The organism is Paenilisteria rustica (assembly GCF_013820765.1).
GTDB lineage: Bacteria > Bacillota > Bacilli > Lactobacillales > Listeriaceae > Listeria_A > Listeria_A rustica.
Genome location: NZ_JABJVM010000022.1, coordinates 21,999 through 46,598 on the forward strand (window position 1 = coordinate 21,999; position 24,600 = coordinate 46,598).

At 42.5% G+C, this 24,600-nt stretch carries 16 protein-coding genes and 1 other RNA gene; 12 read left to right on the forward strand and 5 right to left on the reverse strand.

What is annotated here, in order from left to right; genetic code table 11:
* The first annotated feature begins 602 nt into the window (after positions 1–602).
* Both HPK16_RS14925 and HPK16_RS14930 read left to right on the forward strand, forming a co-directional pair.
* Entirely contained in the window at positions 603–4,109 is a 3,507-nt protein-coding gene (locus HPK16_RS14925; RefSeq protein WP_181677713.1) for a toxin Cry1Ac domain D-VI-related protein, read from the forward strand.
* Positions 4,110–4,205: 96 nt separating this feature from the next.
* A complete protein-coding gene (locus HPK16_RS14930) occupies positions 4,206–6,566 on the forward strand; it encodes a toxin Cry1Ac domain D-VI-related protein (protein ID WP_181677714.1) in 2,361 nt (786 codons plus the stop codon).
* Between the two features lie 157 nt (positions 6,567–6,723).
* Here the strand turns inward: HPK16_RS14930 and fghA are convergent, their stop codons facing one another.
* Both fghA and HPK16_RS14940 read right to left on the reverse strand, forming a co-directional pair.
* Positions 6,724–7,566 (reverse strand): S-formylglutathione hydrolase, encoded by an 843-nt coding sequence (gene fghA / locus HPK16_RS14935; protein WP_281368051.1) that lies wholly within the window; start codon positions 7,564–7,566, stop codon positions 6,724–6,726.
* On the reverse strand, positions 7,559–8,671 hold the full coding sequence (locus tag HPK16_RS14940) for an S-(hydroxymethyl)glutathione dehydrogenase/class III alcohol dehydrogenase (RefSeq protein ID WP_181677715.1): 1,113 nt from the start codon (positions 8,669–8,671) through the stop codon (positions 7,559–7,561). Before HPK16_RS14940 ends, fghA begins: the two co-directional genes overlap by 8 nt.
* A 229-nt stretch (positions 8,672–8,900) precedes the next feature.
* Between HPK16_RS14940 and HPK16_RS14945 the strand changes: the two genes are divergently transcribed.
* The 3 genes from HPK16_RS14945 (at position 8,901) to HPK16_RS14955 (ending at position 14,878) form a co-directional block, all read left to right on the forward strand.
* Positions 8,901–12,788 (forward strand): putative mucin/carbohydrate-binding domain-containing protein, encoded by a 3,888-nt coding sequence (locus HPK16_RS14945; RefSeq protein WP_181677716.1) that lies wholly within the window; start codon positions 8,901–8,903, stop codon positions 12,786–12,788.
* A 147-nt stretch (positions 12,789–12,935) separates the two neighbouring features.
* Complete coding sequence (locus HPK16_RS14950) at positions 12,936–13,241, forward strand: hypothetical protein (RefSeq protein ID WP_181677717.1); 306 nt, start codon at positions 12,936–12,938, stop codon at positions 13,239–13,241.
* A 92-nt stretch (positions 13,242–13,333) separates the two neighbouring features.
* Entirely contained in the window at positions 13,334–14,878 is a 1,545-nt protein-coding gene (locus HPK16_RS14955; protein ID WP_181677718.1) for a gluconokinase, read from the forward strand.
* A gap of 300 nt (positions 14,879–15,178) precedes the next feature.
* Here HPK16_RS14955 and HPK16_RS17220 read toward each other — a convergent pair whose 3' ends face one another.
* Positions 15,179–15,283: a type I toxin-antitoxin system Fst family toxin gene (locus HPK16_RS17220; RefSeq protein WP_181677719.1), complete on the reverse strand. Its 105-nt coding sequence runs from the start codon at positions 15,281–15,283 to the stop codon at positions 15,179–15,181.
* 236 nt (positions 15,284–15,519) lie between these two features.
* On the opposite strand from HPK16_RS17220, the gene HPK16_RS14965 reads away from it, so the two are divergent.
* A complete protein-coding gene (locus HPK16_RS14965) occupies positions 15,520–15,891 on the forward strand; it encodes a hypothetical protein (protein ID WP_036060690.1) in 372 nt (123 codons plus the stop codon).
* 247 nt (positions 15,892–16,138) lie between these two features.
* Here the strand turns inward: HPK16_RS14965 and HPK16_RS14970 are convergent, their stop codons facing one another.
* Together HPK16_RS14970 and HPK16_RS14975 are read right to left on the reverse strand one after the other, a co-directional pair.
* A complete protein-coding gene (locus HPK16_RS14970; RefSeq protein ID WP_220132361.1) occupies positions 16,139–16,249 on the reverse strand; it encodes a putative holin-like toxin in 111 nt (36 codons plus the stop codon).
* Between the two features lie 197 nt (positions 16,250–16,446).
* Complete coding sequence (locus HPK16_RS14975) at positions 16,447–17,304, reverse strand: GRP family sugar transporter (protein ID WP_181677720.1); 858 nt, start codon at positions 17,302–17,304, stop codon at positions 16,447–16,449.
* 157 nt (positions 17,305–17,461) lie between these two features.
* On the opposite strand from HPK16_RS14975, the gene HPK16_RS14980 reads away from it, so the two are divergent.
* The 6 genes from HPK16_RS14980 to ffs all read left to right on the forward strand — a co-directional run bounded on the left by HPK16_RS14980 (position 17,462) and on the right by ffs (position 24,313).
* Positions 17,462–19,423, forward strand: a complete 1,962-nt coding sequence (locus HPK16_RS14980; RefSeq protein ID WP_181677721.1) for a BglG family transcription antiterminator — start codon at positions 17,462–17,464, stop codon at positions 19,421–19,423.
* A complete protein-coding gene (locus HPK16_RS14985; RefSeq protein WP_181677722.1) occupies positions 19,423–19,887 on the forward strand; it encodes a PTS sugar transporter subunit IIA in 465 nt (154 codons plus the stop codon). The genes HPK16_RS14980 and HPK16_RS14985 overlap by 1 nt, the downstream gene beginning before the upstream one ends.
* Positions 19,884–20,204 carry a PTS fructose transporter subunit IIB gene (locus HPK16_RS14990; protein WP_036060685.1) on the forward strand — a complete coding sequence of 107 codons (321 nt, stop codon included), beginning with the start codon at positions 19,884–19,886 and terminating at the stop codon, positions 20,202–20,204. The genes HPK16_RS14985 and HPK16_RS14990 overlap by 4 nt, the downstream gene beginning before the upstream one ends.
* A 12-nt stretch (positions 20,205–20,216) precedes the next feature.
* Positions 20,217–21,323 (forward strand): PTS fructose transporter subunit IIC, encoded by a 1,107-nt coding sequence (locus HPK16_RS14995; RefSeq protein WP_181677723.1) that lies wholly within the window; start codon positions 20,217–20,219, stop codon positions 21,321–21,323.
* A gap of 15 nt (positions 21,324–21,338) precedes the next feature.
* Complete coding sequence (locus tag HPK16_RS15000; protein WP_181677724.1) at positions 21,339–23,942, forward strand: alpha-mannosidase; 2,604 nt, start codon at positions 21,339–21,341, stop codon at positions 23,940–23,942.
* A 104-nt stretch (positions 23,943–24,046) separates the two neighbouring features.
* Positions 24,047–24,313: signal recognition particle sRNA large type (gene ffs / locus HPK16_RS15005), an RNA gene on the forward strand.
* Positions 24,314–24,600: the final 287 nt, after the last annotated feature.

A 24,600-nucleotide genomic window follows, 5' to 3' on the forward strand; every position in this document is an offset into this window, starting at 1 on the left:
TTCTATATGGAGTATATTAGCAACGATGTTAAAAAGTGAAAAAACATGAAAAAAAGTATGGTTTTATTTCATGGGAATAGCAAAAGTTCATGAAACTGTCATAAAAGAAAAATGTGAGAATAAAAACCAGAAAAAAACTGACAATTAGATTTGCTAAACTTAAGTCAAGGAGGTGAGGGAGAAAGACAACTTAGAAACGCAGCATTCAGACCTCCGGATTAAGGTGTAATAGCCTTAGTAATTAAGAAACATAATTTGAAAAATGAAAGAGGTCGTGAAATCAATATGAAAAACTTGTAATGTATTTACAACTGTATCGATTTTGGGAACAAAATTTGCCGCATCATTTTGAGAATTCAGTGAAATTTGCTGTATCAGTAACAAACCCAACATGTAAAGTCTGTATAACCTCAATTGCAACAAAAGTTCAAGTGTCAGCTGAAAATAGCGACAAACACATGAACAGTGATTTATCAATGATGTTCACGAAGTAATTTTTCTATGTAGCGATATGTAAAACATTGCTACACTAACTTTTGAGAATAACAACAGCACCTAATAATGAAGGTGTAAATTAAACTATAGGAGCGTGTTTTAAGAACATGAAAAAACAAGATTTATTGAAAAAAGGAACTAGTATCGCCTTAGTAGCAACTATTGTAGGAAGTCAATTATTAGCTACAGTACCATATAACGTATTTGCAGCAGAAAATGTAGCAGGAACAAGCACTCAAGCACTTCCATACTACGGAGTGACAGTTAGTACTTGGCCTGAACTAAGAGCGGCTCTTACAAGCGCAGTTGTTACTGATGTTTACATGGACGCTGACATTACAATTGGAGAAACGACAAATATAACAGCTACAACAAAAAACGTTCACGGTAATGGTCATACACTAAATGCAGATCTTAACCAACTTAAACTTACTACGCCGAATGCTGTAGGACTAATGGAAGATTTAAAAATTACGAATACAGATATCTACGGTCTTTTCTGGGGTGATGCTGCTGGTCTAGAAGTAACGTACAAAAATATAGATCACAACGGTAACCAAATGATTTATTTACCATCTGGAGAACTTATCATTGAAGGAACTGTTAGCAGTACTTCAACGGTACAAGAAGTTTTCCAAGGAAAGAAATTAACAATCACAGATAATGCAGATGTAAATTTCGTTTCAACTACAAAAGATAGATCAGTTTCACCGATTACTTTCCTTTCAGCAAATGGGGGACTATATGTTGGAAAGAATGCTAATGTAAAAGTACGCTCTTATGCTGCTACAATTTATGGTGGTACTAATTCTACACTTATAAACTACGGTAACATGGATTTGGAATCTGAAAATTTCCAAGCTATTCATCTAGCTGATAAAAGTACTATGTATTTCCAATCAGGAAGTGTTTTAAAAGCTGTTTCGGGAGATACAGTAGAAGAAGCGGTGGAAGCAACTGGTGGTAGCATCTTTGTAGAGTCAGGAGCAACTTTTGAAGTAGAAGGTAACGGAACTCAAGGTGCGGTAATTGCCGGTGATACACTTAAACTAGCAGAAGGATCTAACTTCTCTATCACAAACTTTAACCCAGCAGGTGCGGTATTTGGTTCTTATAATTCCCCATTGGATGTTACTTTACAATCCAATAAAGGTGTTAATACATGGGATCGTGGAACGGTTACCAATACATCACCAACAGCGACTTATCCAGGACTTATAACCTCACAGTTTACGCTATCAGGTTATACAAAAGCTGTGTCTCAAACGAATTTGACATCAAACAACTCGCAATTTACTAGTGCATATAAAACAGGTGAAACAGGTAAAATTGTTGGCGGAAGCTTCGCTGTAAACGATCAAAACACAGCAAGAGACGCTGTCGACGCATTGTTCACAGATACAACAAAAACAACGATCAAAACAACGACAACTCAAACAACAATTGATGCAGCACAAACATTAGTAAATAAAATCACAGATACAACATTGAAAGCAGAATTACAAAAAGATATTGACAATGCACAAAACTTACTAAACGCGAAAAATGAACTAGTAAAACAAACAACAGCGAACACAGCAGTAAAAGAATTGTTCACAAATAACGACCCAGCAAGCAATTCTATTAAAACAACAACAAATCAAAAAGCTATTGATGATGCACAAAAAACAATCGACGCACTAGCACCAGGTTCTGTAAAAACAGGACTTCAAGCAGATCTAGATAAAGCGCAAAGCTTACTTGATGCACGCAACCAACAAGCAGCGGATGATCAAGCACAAAAAGCAGTTGCAGGTTACGCAGTGAATCAACTATTCGTGAATAACACACCATCAAGTGATGCAATCAAAGCTTCCACAGATCAAGATGCTATCGATAACGCACAAGCAGAAATCGACAAAATTAAAGATCCAGCACTTAAAGTAGACCTACAAAAAGACTTGGATCGTGCACAAGAACTGTTAGATCAACGTAATGCAACTAGCCAAGCAGGACAAGATGCAGCGAAAAAAGCAGTAGATGAGCTATTCAACAACAACACACCATCAAGTAATGCAATCAAACCAGCAACAAACCAAGCAGCAATTGATGCAGCACAAGCATTAGTAAACAAAGTAACAGATCCAACAACAAAAGCAGCATTACAAGCAAACGTAGATAAAGCACAAAGCCTATTAGATGCTAAAAATGCAGCAAGAAAAGCAGTAGATGAGCTATTCAACAACAACACACCATCAAGTAATGCGATCAAACCAGCAACAAACCAAGCAGCAATTGATGCAGCACAAGCACTAGTAAACAAAGTAACAGATCCAACAACAAAAGCAGCATTACAAGCAGATGTAGACAAAGCACAAAGTCTATTAGATGCTAAAAATGCAACAGCAGCTGAAAAAGCAAAACAAGATGCAGCGAGAACAGCGGTTAACGCACTATTCAACAACAACACGCCATCAAGCAATGCAATCAAGCCGGTAACAGACCAAGCAGCAATTGACGCAGCACAAGCATTAGTAAACAAAGTAACAGATCCAGCAGTAAAAGCAGCATTACAAGCAGATGTAGACAAAGCACAAAGCCTACTAGATGCTAAGAACACAGCTTTAACAAAACCAGTATTGAATGCATACCACATTACAGATGAGTACATCACAGGGAAAGTCGATGCCAATACAGCAACTGTTGAACTTTATATTAACGGTGTGCGTACAAAAATATCTACTCCAACAAACGGTGAATTCAAACTTTATGCACAAGGCTTTGGCTTAAAAGTTGGCGACACATTTGAAGTTCGTCCAGTCGATGCAAAAGGAACTAAAGGTCCAGCTGCTACAGGAACGGTACTAGGTGCAGCGCTGAATTTAACAACAAATGACGCGGGCTTAAGCTCAACTACAGTCACAGGAACAGTTGGTGCTGGAGTTACATCAGTACGTTTATCGATTGACGGTACAATTGTAAAAGTTGGTCAAATTAACGCAGATGGCACATATAGCATTGCAACAAACAACCTTATCAAACCTAGCTCAAAAGTAGAAGTTGTAGGTTATGTAGATAAAACAGAAATGGTCCGCAAAGCAGTTAACATTGTCAACGATGAAAAACCAGTTCTAGGGGCTCTAACAGTTGATGACGACGCAGTTAAAGGATCTGTCACAGCAGGTTCTGCGGTAGGTTTCCGCGTAAGTATCAATGGCGTAGCAACGAAAACAGGGACTATTGCAGCAGATGGAACTTTCCAATCTAGCATTGGTAAACAACCACTAGGAACTGTAGTTAAAATTGAAGTTAGAGACAGCGCAGGTTACAACTCATACCGTACAGCAAGTGTTACAGTAACTCCATCAGCGGTTGCTAAATTAGCAGCACCAACACTAACTAAAATGGACGGTAGTTACATCGTTGGAACAGCACCAAAAGGAACAGAATCCATCGTAGTTTATGAAGATGGTGTAGCAGTAAGAACACAAAACGTTAGCACAATGACAACCAACTCAGACGGTAGCTTCACATTCAAAGCATATGTAGCATCAAGCGCATCAAGCATCCAAGTTCAAGCAAAAAATAGTGACAAACGCATGAATAGTGATCTATCAGCAGCATTCAAAAAATAAAAAAATTACAGCGGGCTTCTCGAATAAGAAGAGAAGCCCGCTGTAATAATTATGTCTAAAAAAATGGAACCAACAGCCGAAAGGGGAACACATCACATGAAGAAACAAGTCGTGAGTTCATTAACAATTATATCTATTTTAGGGGCAAGTATTATAACACCATTCAACGTGCTTTCGGAAGCACCAGTAGAAGCAGCGGTACTATCCACAGCACCAAAGTATACTGCTCCAACAACACAAATGTCTTATTTGACGTTTACAAAAACGAATGTTTCTAACTATTTGCCAAAGATTAGTTATAACGGCGTCTATTTGGTGATTGATATAACTAAATTGCCTAAGGGTTATGGCGTACAAACAAATCTCCCAGATGGAACAGTTGATAAGCAATATTCAACAACAGCCGCGGGAGTAGCACAAAGCATATCGATCTATATGACCTACCAAGAATTTAGTAAAAATACGAGGATAAGTATCAATATAATCTCACCAGATGGAAAGATAGTAGAACAAAATGATGCTGTTTTGACGGCGGCAGATTTTGTAGGCGACTTCGGAACTGGGCTTCAGGATTTTGGGCAAAAAGTCTATAACCTGTATGAGAATACACTGTTTCTTCATCTAGCCGCAGGTATCACGCAAGCTGATATAGACACAGCATATGCCGCTGCACAGAATGTAGCATCCTCTTATGAACGGGACCGTTTAATGGATCTTTTAGATACAATGCAGTGGGAATTCGACGATAACAATGCTCTAGCATTACAAAAACAATTTAACAATGCTAATGGAGCCGTTAGTGATTTATTTATTAATAATCTACAGACAAGTGGAGCTATTAAATCTACTGTCACACAAAACACAATTGATGCAGCGAAAGTTTTGGTAAATGAATTAACAGATTCCGCGCAGAAAACAGCGTTGCTAGCAAATGTGCAACTAGCGCAAAGTCTTTTAAATAATGCTCAGCCAACGCCACCAGTATCAATAACGCCAGCACCAACACCAACATCTTCTTTTGTAGCAAGTAATGCAGTATCGGGGCTTTTTGCAAACAATAATCCAAGTACTAACGCCCTTAAATCGACAACAGATCAACAAGCCATTGATGATGCACAAAAATTAGTAGATGGAGTTGCAGATGCAAGCGTAAGAGCAAATATGCAAGTAGCTATAGACCAAGCAAAAAATTTACTGAAAATAAAAGATACGGCACTTGATTATAGTATAGTAGCAAACGCTGCAGATATCTCATCAACAGCAATCACAGGAACGGTAGGTAAAGGTATTACCAGTATACGTTTGGCGATTGATGGCGTAGTGAAGAAAAGCGGAAAAGTGGATACGGATGGCACATTCAGTATTGCAACAGATAACCTGATTACCCCAGGAGCCAAAGTAGAAGTAGTAGCATACAATGGTTCGTCTGAGGTAGCAAGAAAAACGGTTAATGTTAGTAATAATGCGAAGCCACTGGTTCCAGGAACAAATGAGTCACTAGCGAAGCAAATGGCAGCAACCGCAATACTAGCTCTATTCAAAGATAATGAGCCGAATACAAACGTACTCAACTCAAGCACAACTCAAAAAACCATTGATTATGCTCAAAATTTGATTAACGTGGTTCAAGATGCAACTGTAAAAGCAAATATGCAAAAAGACTTGGATAAAGCACAAGGTTTATTAAATGCTTCTTACAACCTTACAGCGAACGATACAACGTTAAAAGCAGCGAGCATTACTGGAACGGTAGGAAGCGGAATCACGATTGTGCGTTTAGCGGTGGATGGAGTTGTGAAAAAGACTGGGAAAGTTAACGCAGACGGAACCTACACTATTGCAACAGATAATCTGCTCACAGCAGGAGCGAAAATCGAAGTAATAGGCTATGAAGTTACAACTGAGATAGCACGAAAAGCTGTTACTATTGTCAGTGATGAAAAGCCAGTCCTTGAAGGGATGACTGTGGATAATGAATCTATCAAAGGTTCTGTAACAGCAGGATCAGCGACAATTTTCCGTGTCAGCGTTAATGGTTTAGCTATTAAAACTGGTACGATTGCAACGGATGGTAAATTCCAATCGAGTATCGGAAAACAGGTAGCTGGAACCGTCATTAAGGTTGAAATTAAAGATAGTACGGGTAGTTACAGCACATCACGTGTAGCAAGTACAGTTGTTACGGGCTCAGCGACAGTGAAACTAGCAGCACCAAAATTAAGTAAAATGGACGGCAACTATATTATAGGGACTGCACCAAAAGGGACAGAAAGTATCACGGTCTATGAAGATGGTGCAGCAGTCAGAGCGATGAATATTAGTTCTATGACTAGCAACCAAGATGGAAGTTTCACATTCAAAGTTTACGTTTCACCAGGTGCTTCAAGGATACAAGTTCAAGCGAAAAATAGTAATAAACTTATGACAAGTGACCTATCTGCAGCTTTTATTAAGTAATAAATAGCAGCGGTGAGAGTCAATTTATGTTTCTCAGTGCTTGTCATTTTTAATCAGAGAATAAAATGAAAACCGCTGACTAGCTTCAGCGGTTTTTGTAATGAAATCGTCGTAGAAAAAATCGGCATAACTGGGCTATAAAAATCTTCCCCAGTTTTTATAAATACTTTTGATGAAATTCTAAATGCTGGTCGATAAAACTCGCGATGAAATAATAGCTGTGATCAAAGCCGTCTTGCATGCGCAGCGTCAGCGGATAACTTTTTTCAGTCGCGATATCAACTAACTTCTCAGGTTGTAATTGTCCATCATAGAACGAATCTCCGGTTCCCTGATCCATCAAAATCGGCGTCTGCGTACTACCGTCATGTTCCGCCAACAACTTCGTAGCATCCCATTCCGACCAACTCTCCCGATCCGCGCCCAAATACGCATCAAACGCTTTAACACCCCACGGAACCTCCATCGGATTCACAATCGGCGCAAAAGCCGAAATCGAGCGGAAGCGTCCTGGGTTGCGCAAGCCGATTACAAGCGCGCCATGTCCACCCATCGAGTGTCCCATAATCGACTCCGGACCAGTCAAACCAAACGTATCCCGCACAATCCCCGTAAGCTCCGTCACGATATAATCATACATCCGGAAATTCCGCACCCACGGTTCCTGCGTCGCGTTCAGATAAAACCCAGCACCCTGACCCAAATCCCAGTCCTCACTATCCGCAACACCATCCCCGCGAGGGCTCGTATCCGGCATCAGCAGCGCCAAACCAAGCTCCCCGGCCTTTTTCTGCGCGCCCGCCTTATGCGTAAAATTATCATCCGTACACGTCAAGCCTGAGAGCCACCAAACGAGTGGCGGCGTCTCAAATTCCTCCTTGTTCGGCAAAAATAAGCTAAACGTCATGTCACAACCGAGAACCGTCGAATAATGCCGATACTTCCTCTGAACACCATCAAAACTCCGATGCTCCTCAAGCAATTCCAGTTTTTCAGTCATACGAAAGCACCGTCCGAATCGATTCACCGTTATGCAACAAGTCAAACGCCTCATTAATGCTCGCAAATGGCAAAGTATGCGTAATAAACGGATCAAGCTGAATCTCGCCCTTCATCGCTTGTTCCACCATTCCTGGCAACTCACTACGCCCTTTCACGCCACCAAAAGCCGAACCACGCCACACGCGACCCGTCACAAGTTGGAATGGACGCGTACTAATCTCTTTTCCAGCCGCCGCAACGCCGATAATCACGCTCTCGCCCCAGCCTTTATGGCAACATTCCAGTGCCGAACGCATCACATCGGTATTCCCGATACACTCAAAACTAAAGTCCACGCCACCGTTCGTCATCTCAACAATCACTTCTTGAATCGGCCGCGCATGATCTTTCGGATTCACAAAGTCCGTCGCGCCCATCTCTTTTGCCAGTGTAAATTTATCCGGGTTCGTATCAATCGCGATAATCCGGCTAGCACAAGCTTGAACCGCGCCTTGAATAACTGCCAAACCAATTGCGCCAAGTCCAAAAACCGCTACCGTATCACCAGCTTGAACTTTCGCCGTATTGTGAACCGCGCCAATCCCCGTCGTTACGCCACAACCAAGTAAACAAGCCTTCTCAAGCGGCGCCTCCGGGTTAATTTTTGCAAGCGAAATCTCTGGGATAACCGTGTATTCGCTGAACGTACTCGTGCCCATATAATGATAAATCGGCTCGCCGTTGTAGGAAAAACGAGTCGTCCCGTCCGGCATCAGACCTTTCCCTTGCGTCTCACGAACCGCCTGACACAGATTCGTTTTACCAGACGTACAATATTCACACTCGCCACATTCGGCTGTATAAAGCGGAATCACATGATCGCCAACCGCCACACTCGTCACGCCTTCGCCAATCTCGATGACAACGCCGCCGCCCTCATGTCCTAAAACCGCTGGGAAAACGCCTTCAGGATCATCACCAGAAAGCGTATAAGCATCCGTATGACAAACCGCCGTATCCGTAATTTGAACTAAAACTTCTCCTTTTTTCGGAGCCTCCACGTCAATTTCAACGATTTCAAGAGGTTTTCCAGGAGCAAAAGCAACTGCTGCACGTGATTTCATATTTAACTTCCTTTCGAAATTACTATTTTTAGCATACAGGTTAAGTATACTATAGGGCGCATTAGTATAACAATGAATAGATGTTCACTATATTGTCACTATTAAGGAGCTCAAAAACAGTGGTAGCGTAAAGTTGTTGCTATTAATGAGTCGGATATTTCTCTATGATAGTATATGTAGTGAAAATAATCATGTCACTGCAAAAAAATTGAAAAGAGGGAGCAAATAAATGAATCAAGGGAAAATGAGAACAATTATCTTAGCAGTATTTTTAATTGCTGTAGTAGGTATTTTTAGTGCGGGTGGGCTAAAAGTAGACGCGGCAACAGTAAAAGAGAAGAAGTTATACACCTTAGAAAACCCAACTTGGATGAGAGCGCAAGGGTTATCAAAAGGTATCGATCATGATCGTCAAAACTTGGGCGTGATACTTCCTAAAGGAGCGACAATCGAGATTAGACAAACGAATGCGGCCTATACTCAGAATTTGTCACTCGAATTATTGAACGATAATAATCAAACAGAAAGCTATGCTACAGTAGGAAGTTCATGGGTGAAGGTAACGGCTAATAGCGAATCTGTGCCTTTCATACGAACTACTTTCACAAAAGATGCGCCCATCGTAGAGTACAAAGTAAGCGATACGGCGATTGATTTGCCAATTTACAATCAAGGCGATAACGAGGCAGCATTTTTCAATAAATGGGATGAATCGAATGCTAGCTTTGGTTTAGTAGGCAATAAATATATCCAAATCCTTGTTCCTACTAAAGATAAAGCTTATCTGAAAAAAATGAATGACTTTACTTCAATAGATGGATTGCTAGCTTATTATGACACGCTTTTTGAAACATACAGTAAACTTGAAGGACTTTCATTCACACCAGAAAAAGCGACGGATAAGAATATCGCTAACCGTTACTTTGCTAAAGCAGATAAAAAGGGAGCGGGAGCGGCATATTATGGCGGTTCTTATACGGCTCAGACAAGCGATTCCGTTGCTGGTTTCTGGCTTACAACAGGCTGGGGTGGGCTTCATGAGATTGGGCATGGATACCAAGGAAACTTTATGGGCGATTCGACATTTGGAACAGGAGAAGTATGGAATAACCTATATGCAGATAGTATGCAGAAGAAAATGCTCGGAACAGATTATTATAACGGCTGGCTCTATGGAGGAAATGTAACTGGACTAGAAGCTAAGTTTGAAAAAGATGTATTCACTGACAAGAAACCAGCGAGCAATTGGGATTTGCGTAGTAAGTTATACATATTAACATTGATGAAGGATAAGGCGGGCGACGACGCATTTACGCATTTCAATCAAGCGTACCGCGCGGCATCAAACGCGAAAACAGTTCCAACAAATGCTCAACTACTAGATTTAATGAGCAAATATTTTGGAGAAACAAGTCACTATAATTTCACGCCTTACTTGGAATTTGTTCAAGGACCGATGTCGGCGAAACAAAAGGCAGAGAATCTATATTCTGGCAACAAAGCCGTTTATCCGCTTGCGGCTCTGCTTTCAGGCGATAACTTGAAAAAGGCACGCAAAGACATCAACCTAGACAGCAAATGGGGATTGGTGAGTAACGACCAACTTGGAAAATACAAACTAAATAACACTGCGACAATCGAATTTGCAATCAATGATTTCACACAGCTAAAAGGGAAGACGTTACGCATTAAAGATGGCGCTGACGTACTACGCGAAATCAAGATTACAGCGCCAACGATGACGATTAAAAATATGCCAGTTGGGATTTATTCATTAGATATTCCAACAGGAGTTAACCGTTTTTATGAACCATCAACAAATTATTTAGCAGTTTCTGATCGTGAAAATACGACGACAATTACAATGAATGAGCTTCAAACATCAGACATCGCGGCACAAAAAATGATTTTTAAAGGACTAGGCGACGGCATTTTTGCTATTGCGACGGTTGATCCTGAGAAAGGTAGTCTAAATTTGAATGTCACAAGTAGTTCGCCACATTCTTACTTCACGAGTGAATATGCATCGATTGAAGTGCTAAACGAACAGGGTGAATCGGTATTCAAGCACGTGATGAACGGTAGTAACACGGAGATTGGTAATTTTGATACGATAATCAAACCAGGCTATACGATTAAAATCATGCATAAAGAGCCAAGCCGTTTCAACATTCAAGACGGAGCTTCCAAACTAACGAATATGTCTATGAATCAAACTTTTAAAGTGACGAAATACGGTTTAGTAAGTGACGTTACCGGCGTAACAGCCCAAGATGCACTAGCAAACTTTAAAGAGAAATTAGTCACAGCAGCAGAATTTATTCGCAACGATAGCAATATCAAGGATGAAGATAACGCGAATCCAAAAACAAAGCTTAGAAAAGCAATAGATTATTTAGCAGATACAGACACAGATAAAATCAAATATCAACAAGATTATGCAGATATACTAGCATCTAAAAATGACAATACACCAATGATTCTGAGCGGAGATCACTTCAAGTTCCAAATGAACGGTTTAGGTGACTGGAATTTTGCGAATCTACGTATTGATTTAGAAACAAATAAAGCAACAATCACGCAAAATGCTGGCGAACCACATTGGTATTTTGCTGGAACATACGCAACGGTGAAAATTACGAATAGCAAAGGAAAAGAAGTTTTTGCGAAGGATTTTAACGGTCGTGGAAATGTTGCGGCATCAGAAAATAATGTGAACATTGCAGTCGGCGATTTCATTACAGTAACACACCAAGAATCGGCCGGACGTTTGATTGCAACGAACGAGCAAACGGGCGAACGATACGAAACATACCAGGAAGCGACGTATCTTGTCACAGCAGACGGACTTAAAAAAGTAGCAACTACAACAATACCAAAACCGAATCCAAATGAGTTCACAGGACAAAATTTCGAATTTAAATTTAACGGCTTAGGCGATTGGAATTTTGCGTCGATGACTTTAGATTTAACGAACAAGAAAATGCAAGTGAAACAAAATGCTGGTGAGCCGCACTGGTACATTGACGACACATATGCATCGATTAAACTACATGATTCACGTGGAAAACTTGTGTATACGAAGGACTTCAAAGGTCGTGGAAATGTAGCGAGTTCTCTCGATAATCTGAAAATCGATCAAGGCTATTACATCACAATTATGCATTGGGAAAATCAAAACAGATTGCTGTTTACTAATCTAGATACGAAAGAAGCCTATGCAACGGGCAAACAAGTAACGTATAAAGTGACATCTGATGGACTGCTAAAAGTAACAGAGGACAGTATTCCAAAGCCAAGTTTAGCTGACGTTGATGGCGATTTGTTCACGTATAAATTCCTTGGACTCGGTGACTGGAATTTCGCGAACTTGTCCGTAGACTTGTCGCAGATGGAATTAACATTTGCAAAAAAAGCTGGACAGCCACATGTGTATTTTGGCAAAACGGAACCATATGCAACGATTCAAGCGAAAGATCAAGATGGTAGCGAAGTTTATAGCTATACGATGATTGGCAATGAAAATCTTGGAACGGTGCTCAAGAAAATCAAATTAGAGCAAGGTTACTACCTGATTATCAATCACCGCGAAGCTAATGGACGTTTGAAAATGACAGTGGACAACGTGGCGCAAGCTGGTTTACCCACTCAAAACGTGTATCAAATCGGAGAAAATGGTTTGGTGAAGAAGGCACTGGCGGATATTCCGATGCCAACTCGTTTTACCAAATCTAAGCTATACAGCGATAATATTGATTTTGCATTCAAAGGGTTGAGTGACAATCAATTTGCAATACTTCATCTAGATAAAGCGAAGAATATGATGCATATGGAGATCAAAGCAGTGAAGCCACATACTTATTTTTCAACAGCTTATGCGAGTATTGAAGTAAGTGATGATGCCGGGAAAATTGTATACTCGAAGGATTTCATCGGGAATGTGACGCAAAAGGCAGAAACGCTAGATATTCCAATTAAAGATGGCTACACAATGAAGGTGAATCATCAAGAGCCAGGGGGGCGCCTCGTTGTGACAGATAGCGCGACGAAAGAAAGATATAAAATGGCAGTACAGAATGAATATCTTGTCGTTGCTAATGGTTTAATAGCTCAATAAAATAGAGATGGTGGGAAGTGATGCTGCTTCCTGCCGTTTTTCTATTCACAAAACTGTAACACATGCCATTACGAGAGAAACGAAATCTGAAGAAAACAGTCTGGTCTATTCGACATAATAAAGGAAGAAGGAGAGGAGGCTAAAATATTGAAAACAATAACTTGGCGAACGAAAATAGGTTTTCGTTTTACTATTGCCGGTATATTTTTACTCGCGCTATCTTTGGTAGTAGGAACATTTTTTAATAGTAGCTCAGATATATTTTTATTTCGAATAGGTGCTGGAATTTGTATAACGGTATTTTTGATAGGCTATATTAGCAGCTTTTTGAGTATTGTTTCGAGGCAAGAAAAACGCTCGACAGGAATAATTACGCTCTTTGTGATTGGGTCGTTGGTTATTCTCTGGATAGGCAGTGTGCTATATTTAGGAACGACTGGTTTTTATGATTGACTGGAAAGTGGAGATTCGAGGGCTAAACCTTGACTCCGCTTTTTTTATCGTTATAATTGGGGACAAATGAGGAAAAATTGAGGGTGACGTGGATGGGAAATGTGGTTTATGTAATGGGCGTCGATATTGGGACGACGAGCACGAAAGCGGTGATTTTTGATGCGAGTGGGGAGCTGGTGGCGCGGGAATCGCGAGGCTATCCGTTATTGACGAATGATTTGGGAATGGCGGAGCAGGAGCCGCGCGTGATTCTGGATGCGGTTGTGGATGCGATTCGGGCTGTGATTGAGACGGCGGGCGTGGACGCGCAAGCTTTGCGGGCGATTTCTTTTAGCGCCGCGATGCATAGTTTGATTGCGGTGGACGCGGACGGTGAACCGTTGACGAATTGCATCACGTGGGCGGATCAGCGCAGCGGTGAGGCTTTGGAACGTCGAAAACGCGATTTTTACTTGAACCAAGTTTATGAGAAAACGGGGACGCCGATTCATCCGATGAGCCCTTTCGCGAAACTCTGCTGGTTGCACGATGATTTTCCGGATGTCGTGGCGAAAACGGCTCAGTATATCGGGATAAAAAGTTATGTTTGGCACGCGCTGTTCGGCGAATATGTGATTGACGAGGCGTCGGCTTCCGCATCAGGACTCTACAATATGTTGACCCATGACTGGGAGTCGCTCGCGCTCGACATTACGCAAATAACAGCATCACAATTGCCAAAAGTAGTCGCAGAATCGCACGCCTTCCAAGGTATCCGGCCAGCGTGGAAAGAAGCGCTCGGCGTCATCGCAGAAGACACACTTTTCATCGTGGGAAGCAGTGACGGCGCGCTTGCCAATGTCGGCATAGGTTCCGTCGGCGAACACGATGTCACGCTCACCGTCGGAACAAGTGGTGCCGTTCGCAAACTCACAAAAACGTATCACGTCGACGATTGGCAGCGAACATTTTGCTACGGCGTCGCGAACGGCTACTTCGTACAAGGCGGCGCAGTAAACAATGGCGGTGCCGTCCTCGCCTGGGGACTAGAACAATTCGGCACAGACGCCGAGCGCGCGGCAAACGATTTCACCGGATTCATCAATAGCACCATCCAAACACCACCCGGCGCAAACGGTCTCCTTTTCCAACCCTATTTACTAGGCGAACGCGCGCCCTATTGGACCGACCAAATCCGCGGAAGCTTCGTCGGACTCACCATTAACCACAAACGCGCCCACTTCATCCGCGCCATTTTAGAAGGCATCGCGTTTAATTTAGCACACGTTTACGAAGTGATGAGCGACCCACACGACAAAATTCACGTCACCGGAGGCCTCTCCCAACATCCCGTTTGGTGCCAACTCGTCGCCGATGTTTTCGACCGCGAAGTCATCGTGCCCCACACAATCGAAGGCTCAAGTCTAGGCGCCGCAATCATTGCCCTGCATACATTGAAAATTTTGCCAACACTCGAACTCCCGAAAAAAATACCACCAAGGCACATTTACCAACCAAATCCTGAGAACGTCGCGATTTATAAAGAACTCCAACCGATTTTCCAACAAATCACGACCCAGCTAATGGGAAGTTACGAGCGCCTAATTGACTGGCAAAAAAGTCAAGTAAATGGTAAGATAGAAACAAATAACAGATAAAGCGCGCATCGGAGGCAAAAAAAACGTGGGGTGATTCGAATGAACCGCAAATTAGTATGGACGCTAATCATTTTAGTGGGAATTTGTCTTTTAGGGACATTGATTGCAGTATTGGCAAACTTATTTTATTTCAACGCATAAAAAACTGGCCTCGGCCAGTTTTTTTGATTCCCGATTTTTATTTTACGAATCCCGATTTCTATGATATACTTAAGTCAGTTGATGTTGAACATGATGATACCAATAGTGAAACCCCTATCTCGGGCGTGAGATAGGGGTTTCTTTTGTTAGATTCACCGTCTACTTTCTTTTTTTCTCCTTGCTACGTACCTCTAACCAGTGATTGAAAATTGCAAGGACACAACCAACCACGATAGGAGCAAGGACTGTTGTGATGATGGACATAATGACACCTCCCTTCTCCAGAAGTAGTACTCGTCTCTGGAGGTAGACGGCATCTTAAGCATAGCACAAACAAGCACTTGCTTTTCATGTCTTGAACACAAATTAAAAATCCCGGAAAAACAAAATTGTGTGCATCCAATCGAAGTTAAATTTTGAGAAATTCAATGATTATGGTAATATAAGTAATGTATTGGTTTGTCAAAAATAATACTTAATTAAAGAGGGGAAACACGTCGATGAAAAATAAAATAGCGTTATTTCTAATGGCAGTTTTGGTTGTATTTTCACCTGTTTCAGCAGGAATTACAGGCGTTTCAAGCATCCAAGCAGAGGCGGCAGTTAAGAATCCAGTCAAAGTATCACTAAGCACAACGACACCAAAACAACGCACGAATGTAACTTTGAATGTATCAGGTGTACCTAAAAACACAGCCTACACAGGTACAATTTTTTACAAATCGAAAAAAACCTACATCTCTGGTAAAGTTGGCACCGCTAAAAAATTCAACATCAGTACAGCAACAAAAGGCTATAAAGTCAAAGTAGAAATCGTTGTAAAACACAATAAACAAACGTACAAATCATACGCATACTTCACACCGCGGTGATCTGAATAACAAGCCAATATAGATAAAAGCATCACTTGTTAACTCTCTTACTTGAGAAGATACAGGAGGTGTTTTTTCGTGGGAAAAGGAAGTAATTTTGACGAGATTTTCAAAAAATGCTATAATGAGGACAAGAAAAGGAAGTCATGCGCTAACATGACTCCCTAGTAGTAGCTCCGGCAAAAGACAGTGACATAATTTTATATGGTACAAAAATAGCCATCGACTCTTGTGGGAGTGAGGATGGCTATTTTTTGTGGTCGTTGTTAAGCTTAATCAATGCAATAACAAGAGCAATTAAGGAAATCAAAAGACTTCCAAAACCGACTGCTAATTGCAAAGCTTCTGCTACAGACACAAGGCATCTCCTTTCGTTAGAGTAAATACTTATTCGCATAAGCATCCCCCCTTCCATTAAGAATAGCCACCATCTTTCACTTACTACTAATTGTTATTATATCATATTTGTGTTGTTTTTGTGATTACGATACATAGTGAGTTTTTTAGGCTTAAACGAGTTATCGATGAAAAGGTTGGAAATGGGCGACAATCTGCTTATTTCAACAAACTCAACAACACAACCCCAACCATAATCAATCCAACCCCCGAAAGAATAAACGTCCACTCGAGTGGGCTCTTTTTTTGCTTGAAAATCAGAATTCCACCAATCGTCGCCACAATCACGCAAGCCTGTGAAATCGAGAAACTAGTCGCGACGCCAAGCACGGCAGTCGCTAGAAACATACCGAGATTCGCGATCGACCATGATAATCCAGTCAACAGATTGAACGCCACATTTTTGCGGGAAATGGCAGATTTTTTCGTTAAATTAATGCCAATGGCGCATGTCAGCATCCCGATGGCTTGTGGTAAGATGATAGCGAAACCACTCACGTGAAATAGCTGGTTTGTCACGACGTAAAGCGTTAAAAAGAAGGAAGATAGAATAACGATAGCGTAGACATGAATGGAAACTGACTCCTTGATTTGATTCCCACGTTTTTGAAATCCGGTCATTACCACCCCAACCAAAATGATAAGCACTGCAAAAATGCCAATCACAACAGCGCTCGTCGTCTGCCATTCGTGGAAAATGAGGACGGCAAATAGTGTAGCGCCAACGAGTTGTGTGCCATTGGAAATCGGCATCGCCTTGGCGACGCTCGACGCGGCGATTCCTTTAAATTGCAGTAATTGTCCAAAACTCCAAAAAATACCCGACACGAAACTGACGATAAATGAGGCTAGCGTGACTTCGGGTGACACAATCCAAAACAAAATAAAAGCGAATACAAGCGCGCTAATCGACGTCCCGAGTAACTGCTCCTCCGGGGTGCTTTTTCGTAAGTTCGCAATGATGGGCATAAAACCCCAACCAAGAACCGGTAATAAGGCAACAAAATAAATCAACATAATAAGCTTCCTCTCATCATTAATAATGCCACTTAAACTTATCACGGGTATGATAACTCGGCAATATCCCAAAATTACGGTATTCAATGCGGTAATTTTCGTAGTTTTCGGTAAGATAGCTTTGTAATAGAATAAGGTCAGGGAAAGGAAATATGAAATGAAAGCGGTAACTAAAATGATTGCAAATCGCGAAAAGAATATCATTCAGTTTTTAATGAAAGCAGGCCAGACACGCGTGGGAGATATTGCGGATCACTTAAGTCTCTCTGAAAAAACAGTATCCAATTCATTGAAAGAAATCGATGTGTTCCTAAAAGAATTTGGCATGACGGTCGTGCGTAAACCGAAAGTCGGCGTTTATATTGATGGAGATAGCGAAGGCTTGGCGCAAGTCACTCGTTTTCTAGGCAACCAAGTGAGTCTCGTTCCGTCCACTAAAGAAGAGCGCGTCATCTACATCTTCAGCACGTTACTAAAAGCAAGCGATTACGTGACGATTCAAGAACTTTCCGAAGCGCTTTACATTAGCCGTGGAACGATTGAAAAAGACATGGTCGAAGTGACGAAAATGCTTGAGAAAGAAGGCGTCAAACTTTATAAAAAGCCAAGTAAAGGTATGAAGCTTCTCGTTAATGAGCAAGAAAAGCGCGCCTTGACCTCGAAATTTATCCGCAATTTCTGGGGCAACAATTGGTATTTGAAACAAGAAGGCGAGAAAGTACTCCAAGCTTTCGATACGATTCAAGCGGACGTGACTGGAATTTTTCCTGAAGAGGGTCTAAAAGAAATTATTTCGATTGTGCGCGAGTTCAGCGAAACATATGATTTCGCGTTTACCGACTATGCTTTTCAGTCAATCGTGATTCATCTAGCCATTGCGGTGGAACGGATTCGTAAAAAAGAGTATGTACGAGATCAGGTGGACGGTCTAATAAAAGATGCATTGGATTCCCAACAAAAAAATACCGAGACGCTCGTTGATATGCTCGAGACTCGGCTGGATATCACGATTCCTGATTTTGAAATTGGCTATATTCAGATTCATCTTGCAGCGGCTTATAACCAACGAAATAATCATTTTCTCAGCAATCACATACAAACGCAAGATGATGTTTCGGAATTTGTAACGGAATGTTTGGCCGAAACGGAGTATGATCAGGAGCTGCTAGAAGGCTTGGCGACACACATGAAGTCGGCGATTAATCGACTGGAACTCGGGATGAATTTTAAAAATCCGTACCTTAGTAAAATTAAGCAAAACTTCCCGCGAGCGTTTGAGGAAGCGCTATATTTGAAAACGGAGGTGGAGGGAAAATATGGGGTGCAAGTGAATGAAGATGAAACGGCGTATATTGCGCTTCATTTCGAGGCGTATCACGAGCGAATGCGTTCCTTCCCTGATCCAATTCGTGTGGTGCTTGTGTGCAGTACTGGTCTAGGTTCGTCGAGGTTACTTGCCGCTAGAATTAAGAAATACTTCCCGATGATTCAGATTGAAAAAATCCTATCCGTGCAAGCGATGATGGAGTCGGATGTCGATGTGGATCTTGTCATTAGCACGATTTATCTCGAACTGGAAACGGTGCCAAGTATTGTGGTGAGCCCGATGATGAGTAAAGAGGACTTGCAACAAGTGGAGCGACATATGGAAAAGTTGAAGCGGCAAAAGAAAATCGTGAGCCAGCCGTTTTTAGATTTAATCCAGCCAGAACATATTTTAGCAGGGCTTGACGTTATGTCGATGGAGGCGGTGATTACCGAGATTGGCGAGCTGTTGATTTCGCGTGGAATGGCGAAGCCAGGCATCGCCCGAAGCGCGCTTTTGCGGGAGGAATTGTCGTTCACATCCTTTGATGGAATGGCGACGCCGCATGCAGATCCGGCGCTGATTAAGGAATCCACGATTGTTATTGCAACGCTTAAGAAACCAGTGAAATGGGGACTTGTGGACGTGGATAAAGTATTTTTCATCGCGCTGACGGAGAATAATGGTTTGAATTTAGACGCGGTATACGAGCAATTTTACAATTATATTGATAATAAAAAGTGGTTGGAAAAGCTGGCGACGCTTCGGACCTCTAAAGAAATATATGAACATTTAATAAAGGATGGGATGTAATGGAAGTAAAGGATATTTTGACAAAAGAACTCGTCGTATTCGATTTAGAAGCGACAACGAAGGAAACAGCGATTCGAGAAATGGCGGAGATTCTGGATTCGAAGGGAATTCTTGCGGATAAAGAGGTCTACATCCAAGCTGTTTTGGATCGGGAAACGCACGCGACGACAGGGATTGGGAATAATATCGCGATTCCGCACGGTAAGAGCGATAGCGTGAAGCATTCGGCAATTGTTTTTGCACGCACGAAAAACCTGATTGAATGGGAGTCGCTTGATGACGAGCCGGTAAACATGATTTTCCTACTTGCCATCAGCGACTCCGATAAAACCGATGCCCATTTGAAAATTCTAGCTGAAATTGCGACCAAACTTATGGATGACGATATCGTTGTAGGGCTGAAAGAAACGCGAGATAAAGAAGAAGTAATCCGTATTTTAAACGAAGGAGTGGTAGGAGTATGAAACGTAAAATAATCGCAGTAACCGCATGTGCAACGGGAGTAGCCCACACATATATGGCAGCGCAAGCACTCAAAAAAGGCGCGAAGAAGATGGGGGACTTAATCAAGGTCGAAACGCAAGGCGCGACTGGAATCGAGAATGAACTGACCGAAAAAGACGTGAATATCGGTGAAGTTGTGATTTTTGCAGTGGATACGAAAGTGAGAAATAGCGAGCGATTTGCCGGGAAAACGATTCTAGAAGTTCCTGTAAGCGCGCCGATTAAAGACGCTGAAAAAGTGATTAACGAAGCACTGAAACTAATCGATGAGAAATAGGGGGAAACGACTATGTTTAGAAAAATTGGGAGCGAGCTTAAAAAACACGTTTTAACAGGTATTTCATATATGATTCCGCTCGTTATTGCGGGTGCGGTGATCATGGCGATTGCGCGTGTTGGTGGTTCTTTTTACGGAATTACGGACATTTGGGATCCGAAATATGCAGATAGTACGAACGGTATTATTTCGCTGCTGCACAGTTTAGATGGCTTTGGCGGCCTGGCGCTTGGCATGATGTTCCCTGTCATTGCAGCGTTTATCGCCTATTCGATTTCGGACAAATTGGGTATCGCACCAGGACTTGTCGGTGGTTTGCTGGCTCGTGATATTGGCGCAGGATTCCTCGGCGCTCTTGCGGCAGGTTTGATCGCAGGTTACACATGTCTTTTGATTAAAAAATATGTCAAATTACCAAAATCGGCAGCATCGATTATGCCTGTCTTTTTAGTACCGGTAGTTGGTACGCTAGTCACGGTTCTTGTTATAAATTATGTCGTCGGAATTCCGTTTGCCGACTTGAATAAAGCGCTTGAAACTTGGTTAAATGGCATGTCAGGAACGAATCAAATTTTGATGGCGGCAATTATTGGCGCGATGGTTGGGTTTGACTTAGGCGGACCGGTAAATAAAGCCGCAGTTACGACCGCGATGGCACTTTTGACGAGTGGAATTTATGCACCGAACACAGCCGCACAAGTCGCGATTATTATTCCTCCACTAGGTCTGGGGTTGGCAACATTGATCGCTAGACGAAAATACAACACCGAAATGCGCGAAGCTGGGAAATCCTCGCTGATCATGGGACTCGTTGGTATTAGCGAAGGCGCGATTCCGTTCGCTGTAGAATCCCCGCTAAAAGTCATTCCAGCAACCGTGATTGGTTCGGCAATCGGCGGCGCGCTCGCAGTAGGACTTGGCGCGATTAACCAAGCACCAATCAGCGGTTTTTATGGCTGGTTCACCGTGCAAAACTGGTGGTTCTATATTTTAGCAATCGCAGTTGGAACGCTTGTCGTAGCAGGTATGTCCGTCGCTTTACGGAAAGATAGCGCAGGTCAGGAAGAATCGTATACAGTTGAAGAAGATGATTTTGATGAAGCAGAATGGGAAGCTTAAAAAACGGAGGTAATTATGGTTAAAGCACACATTGTCAATCATACGCATTGGGATCGCGAGTGGTATTTCACGTCCACCGATGCGCTGGTTTTGAGCGAACAACTTTTCACAGAGGTTATTGAGGAATTGAAGGCGCATCCTGAAGCAAATTTCGTATTGGACGGTCAATTATCGATTTTAGACGATTACGTCGCATTATACCCGGAAAAAATGGACGATATTAAGCAATTAATCGCGGCAAAACAGCTTTTTATCGGGCCTTGGTTCACGCAAACAGACGCGTTTTTTGCACACGGCGAATCGATTTTGCGAAACGCGATGATTGGAATTTTTGATAGTAAAAAATACGGCGATTATATGAAAATTGGTTATTTGCCAGATACATTTGGTTTTAACGCGCAAATGCCGACATTGCTTGCTCAGGCGGGGTTTGATAACATCATTTTCTGGCGGGGGATTCATCTTGGCGAACAAGTCCAGTCTACCTATTTCAAATGGAGCGGGCTGGGCGATGCGGCGCAGATTTACGCGATTAACATGCCGCAAGGATACGGGACGGGTATGTTGCTTGAGCCGACAACGGCGTATGTGGACGGGCGTCTTGATCCTGCGATTGATTTCATCGCGAAATACAGCGAGACGCAAGAAGTCCTGATTCCATCGGGAAATGACCAGCTGAACATTATTACCAATTTTGCCGAGAAATTAGCGGAAATAAACAAGATGGGACGCCATTCCTACGAGCTCAGCACATACCAAGATTTCATCGACTACGTCAAAACGTTGCCAGATTTAGAGGAATATCGTGGCGAATTCAGAAGCCCAGTTTTAGCTCGGGTGCACAAAACGATTGGCTCCAGCCGCATGAACATCAAGTTGAAAAGCGCAGAATTAGAGCAAAAATTACTGACACGCATCGAACCGCTACTCGTTATCGCGAAAGCCTCGGGAATCCCAATCAGTGAACGTTTACTAATGCATACGTGGAAAAAACTACTGGAAGGCCAGGCGCACGATAGCTTGGCAGGATGCGTTTCCGATCCTGTCGCAGACGATATCATGCATCGAATGAAGGAAGCCGACGAATTGTGCGACAGTATTGAGAACACCATCGTGAAGAAAATCGCGGATGACCTAGAACTCGAAGCTAATGAAATCCTCGTTTTCAACACGGAACTTGCCACGTTTGATAGCTATAAAGAAGTACAAGTCATCACGAAAAACAAGCACATCCACTTTCCAGAATGCCCAGACGCGATGATTGTCCAATCGGAATATATCGAATCGCGGGAAGACGTGCTTGAGGAAACACCAGCTGGAAATCGCTTTATTAAAGAGCCCGGATATTATGTTTTGCAAGTGAGAATGAAAATAGAGCTACCAGGTCTTGGCTATCGCGTTCTGACTTTTGAAGACAGCGAAACGGCACTCGAAGAAATGAAACCAGTCACGGACGCCTCGATCAGCAATCCGTTTTACAAAATTACTTTCGAAGACGGCACCATTCATCTTGAAACAGCAACTGGCGATAAACAACCTGCTTTTATCGAGCTAGAAGATGCCGCCAATGCAGGCGATACCTATGACTATTCCCCATTAGCAAACGATGTCCCGCGCGATTTCCAATTTACAAAAGTAATAACAGAGAAATCACGCCAAGTGGAGCGTTTAATTTTGACCGGCGTCCATGCGATGCCATTTGACTTGGAAGACCGACTCATACCAGACGGCAAACAAGCCGAACTTTTGGTAAAAATGACCTTGGAATTGAGTCGAGATAGCGCGTTACTTCATTGCAAATTAAAAGTGAATAATCAAATCAACAGCCACCGCCTGCGCCTAAAAATAAATACCGGCGTGAAAACCGACACGAATATCGCGTCGCTCCCGTTCGGCTATATCGAGAGGAAGCCTGGCGTCCCAGCGAATTGGCAAGACACATACAGCGAAATGCCAGTCGATATTGAGCCGCTGGAACAAAGTGTGACGCTGACTAGCAAAACGAAGAGCTGTACCATCTTCACGCGAGGCATCAAAGAATACCAACAATCCGGGGACCAGTTGGCGCTGACGCTGCTCGCAACGACAGGTCAACTGGGTAAACCAAATCTTGCTTACCGTCCTGGTCGAGCATCAGGCGACACAACAAAAAAGGGCCACGTACTAATCCCAACAGAAGGCGCACAACTAATCGGCGACCACACATTCTCCCTAGCCATCTATCTGGGTGCACAAGGATTCAACGAACATGAAACCGCCCAACGCAGCAGAGAATTCAACCAAACAACAGTTTCCTATCAACGCCAATCCTACAACTATTTCCTGCACCGATTGGACAATAAAATTCAAAAAACAGAACGAAAACGAGGCCTACAAAGGACTCTACAACTAAGCGACATGCCAAAATCCTACCTCATTTCCGCCTGTTATCCATCCTATTACGAGTCAGACAAATACATCATCCGGATCGAAAACCCCACCAGAACACCACAAACAATCGATCCAACACACTTAACGAAAGGCAGTGTAACGCTGGTAAATGCACTAGAAGAACCCATCACAAATCAAGATTTTACAATCCCAGCCTATGACGCCATCACAATACGACTTCCATTTTAAAAAGAAACGATAAAATCAACGCACAAATCAAGTTCTTACTTGCCTTTTCCATGAAATAAAGGTATATTTATAAGTGAGCCGTTTTTGAAATGGCAGCTAATTTGTCATGCTAGATGGGGACGTAGCGGAGCCCTGTAACCCACAATCCGCTCTAGTGGGGTTGAATTCCTTATCGAGGCTTTGTACCTGTTTGGTCAGCCCTTTGTAAGTGGTGTTGACGTTTGGGTCTTGCGCAATGGGAACCTGTGAACCATGTCAGGTCCGGAAGGAAGCAGCATTAATCAGTGCTTTCCATGTGCCGTGAGGTCGCCTGGGCTGAGCTAACTGCAAAGGTAACGCAGATGGATACATCGCCGGAATAAGGTGCATGGCATTATAATTTAAAACGATACAAGCCTTCTTTCTTCATTGAGAGGAGGCTTTTTTGTTGGAGTTGTTCAAACGAAGTGAGTTACAACCCCAATATGCATGAGAGCGAAGCGAGCAGGTAATCCCCCAGTGCCTGTTCGACCGCCTCCAAACAAAGAATAGTGGCTCTATGTCAATTGTTGGGGTGAAATATCAAGGTGCGAGCTAGGGAGTCAATAGCTCGTGCCTTTTCTTAACCTACAGAGATGTCAAAATCTTTGATAAAGTGTTGGGCTAGTATTTTGGCTCG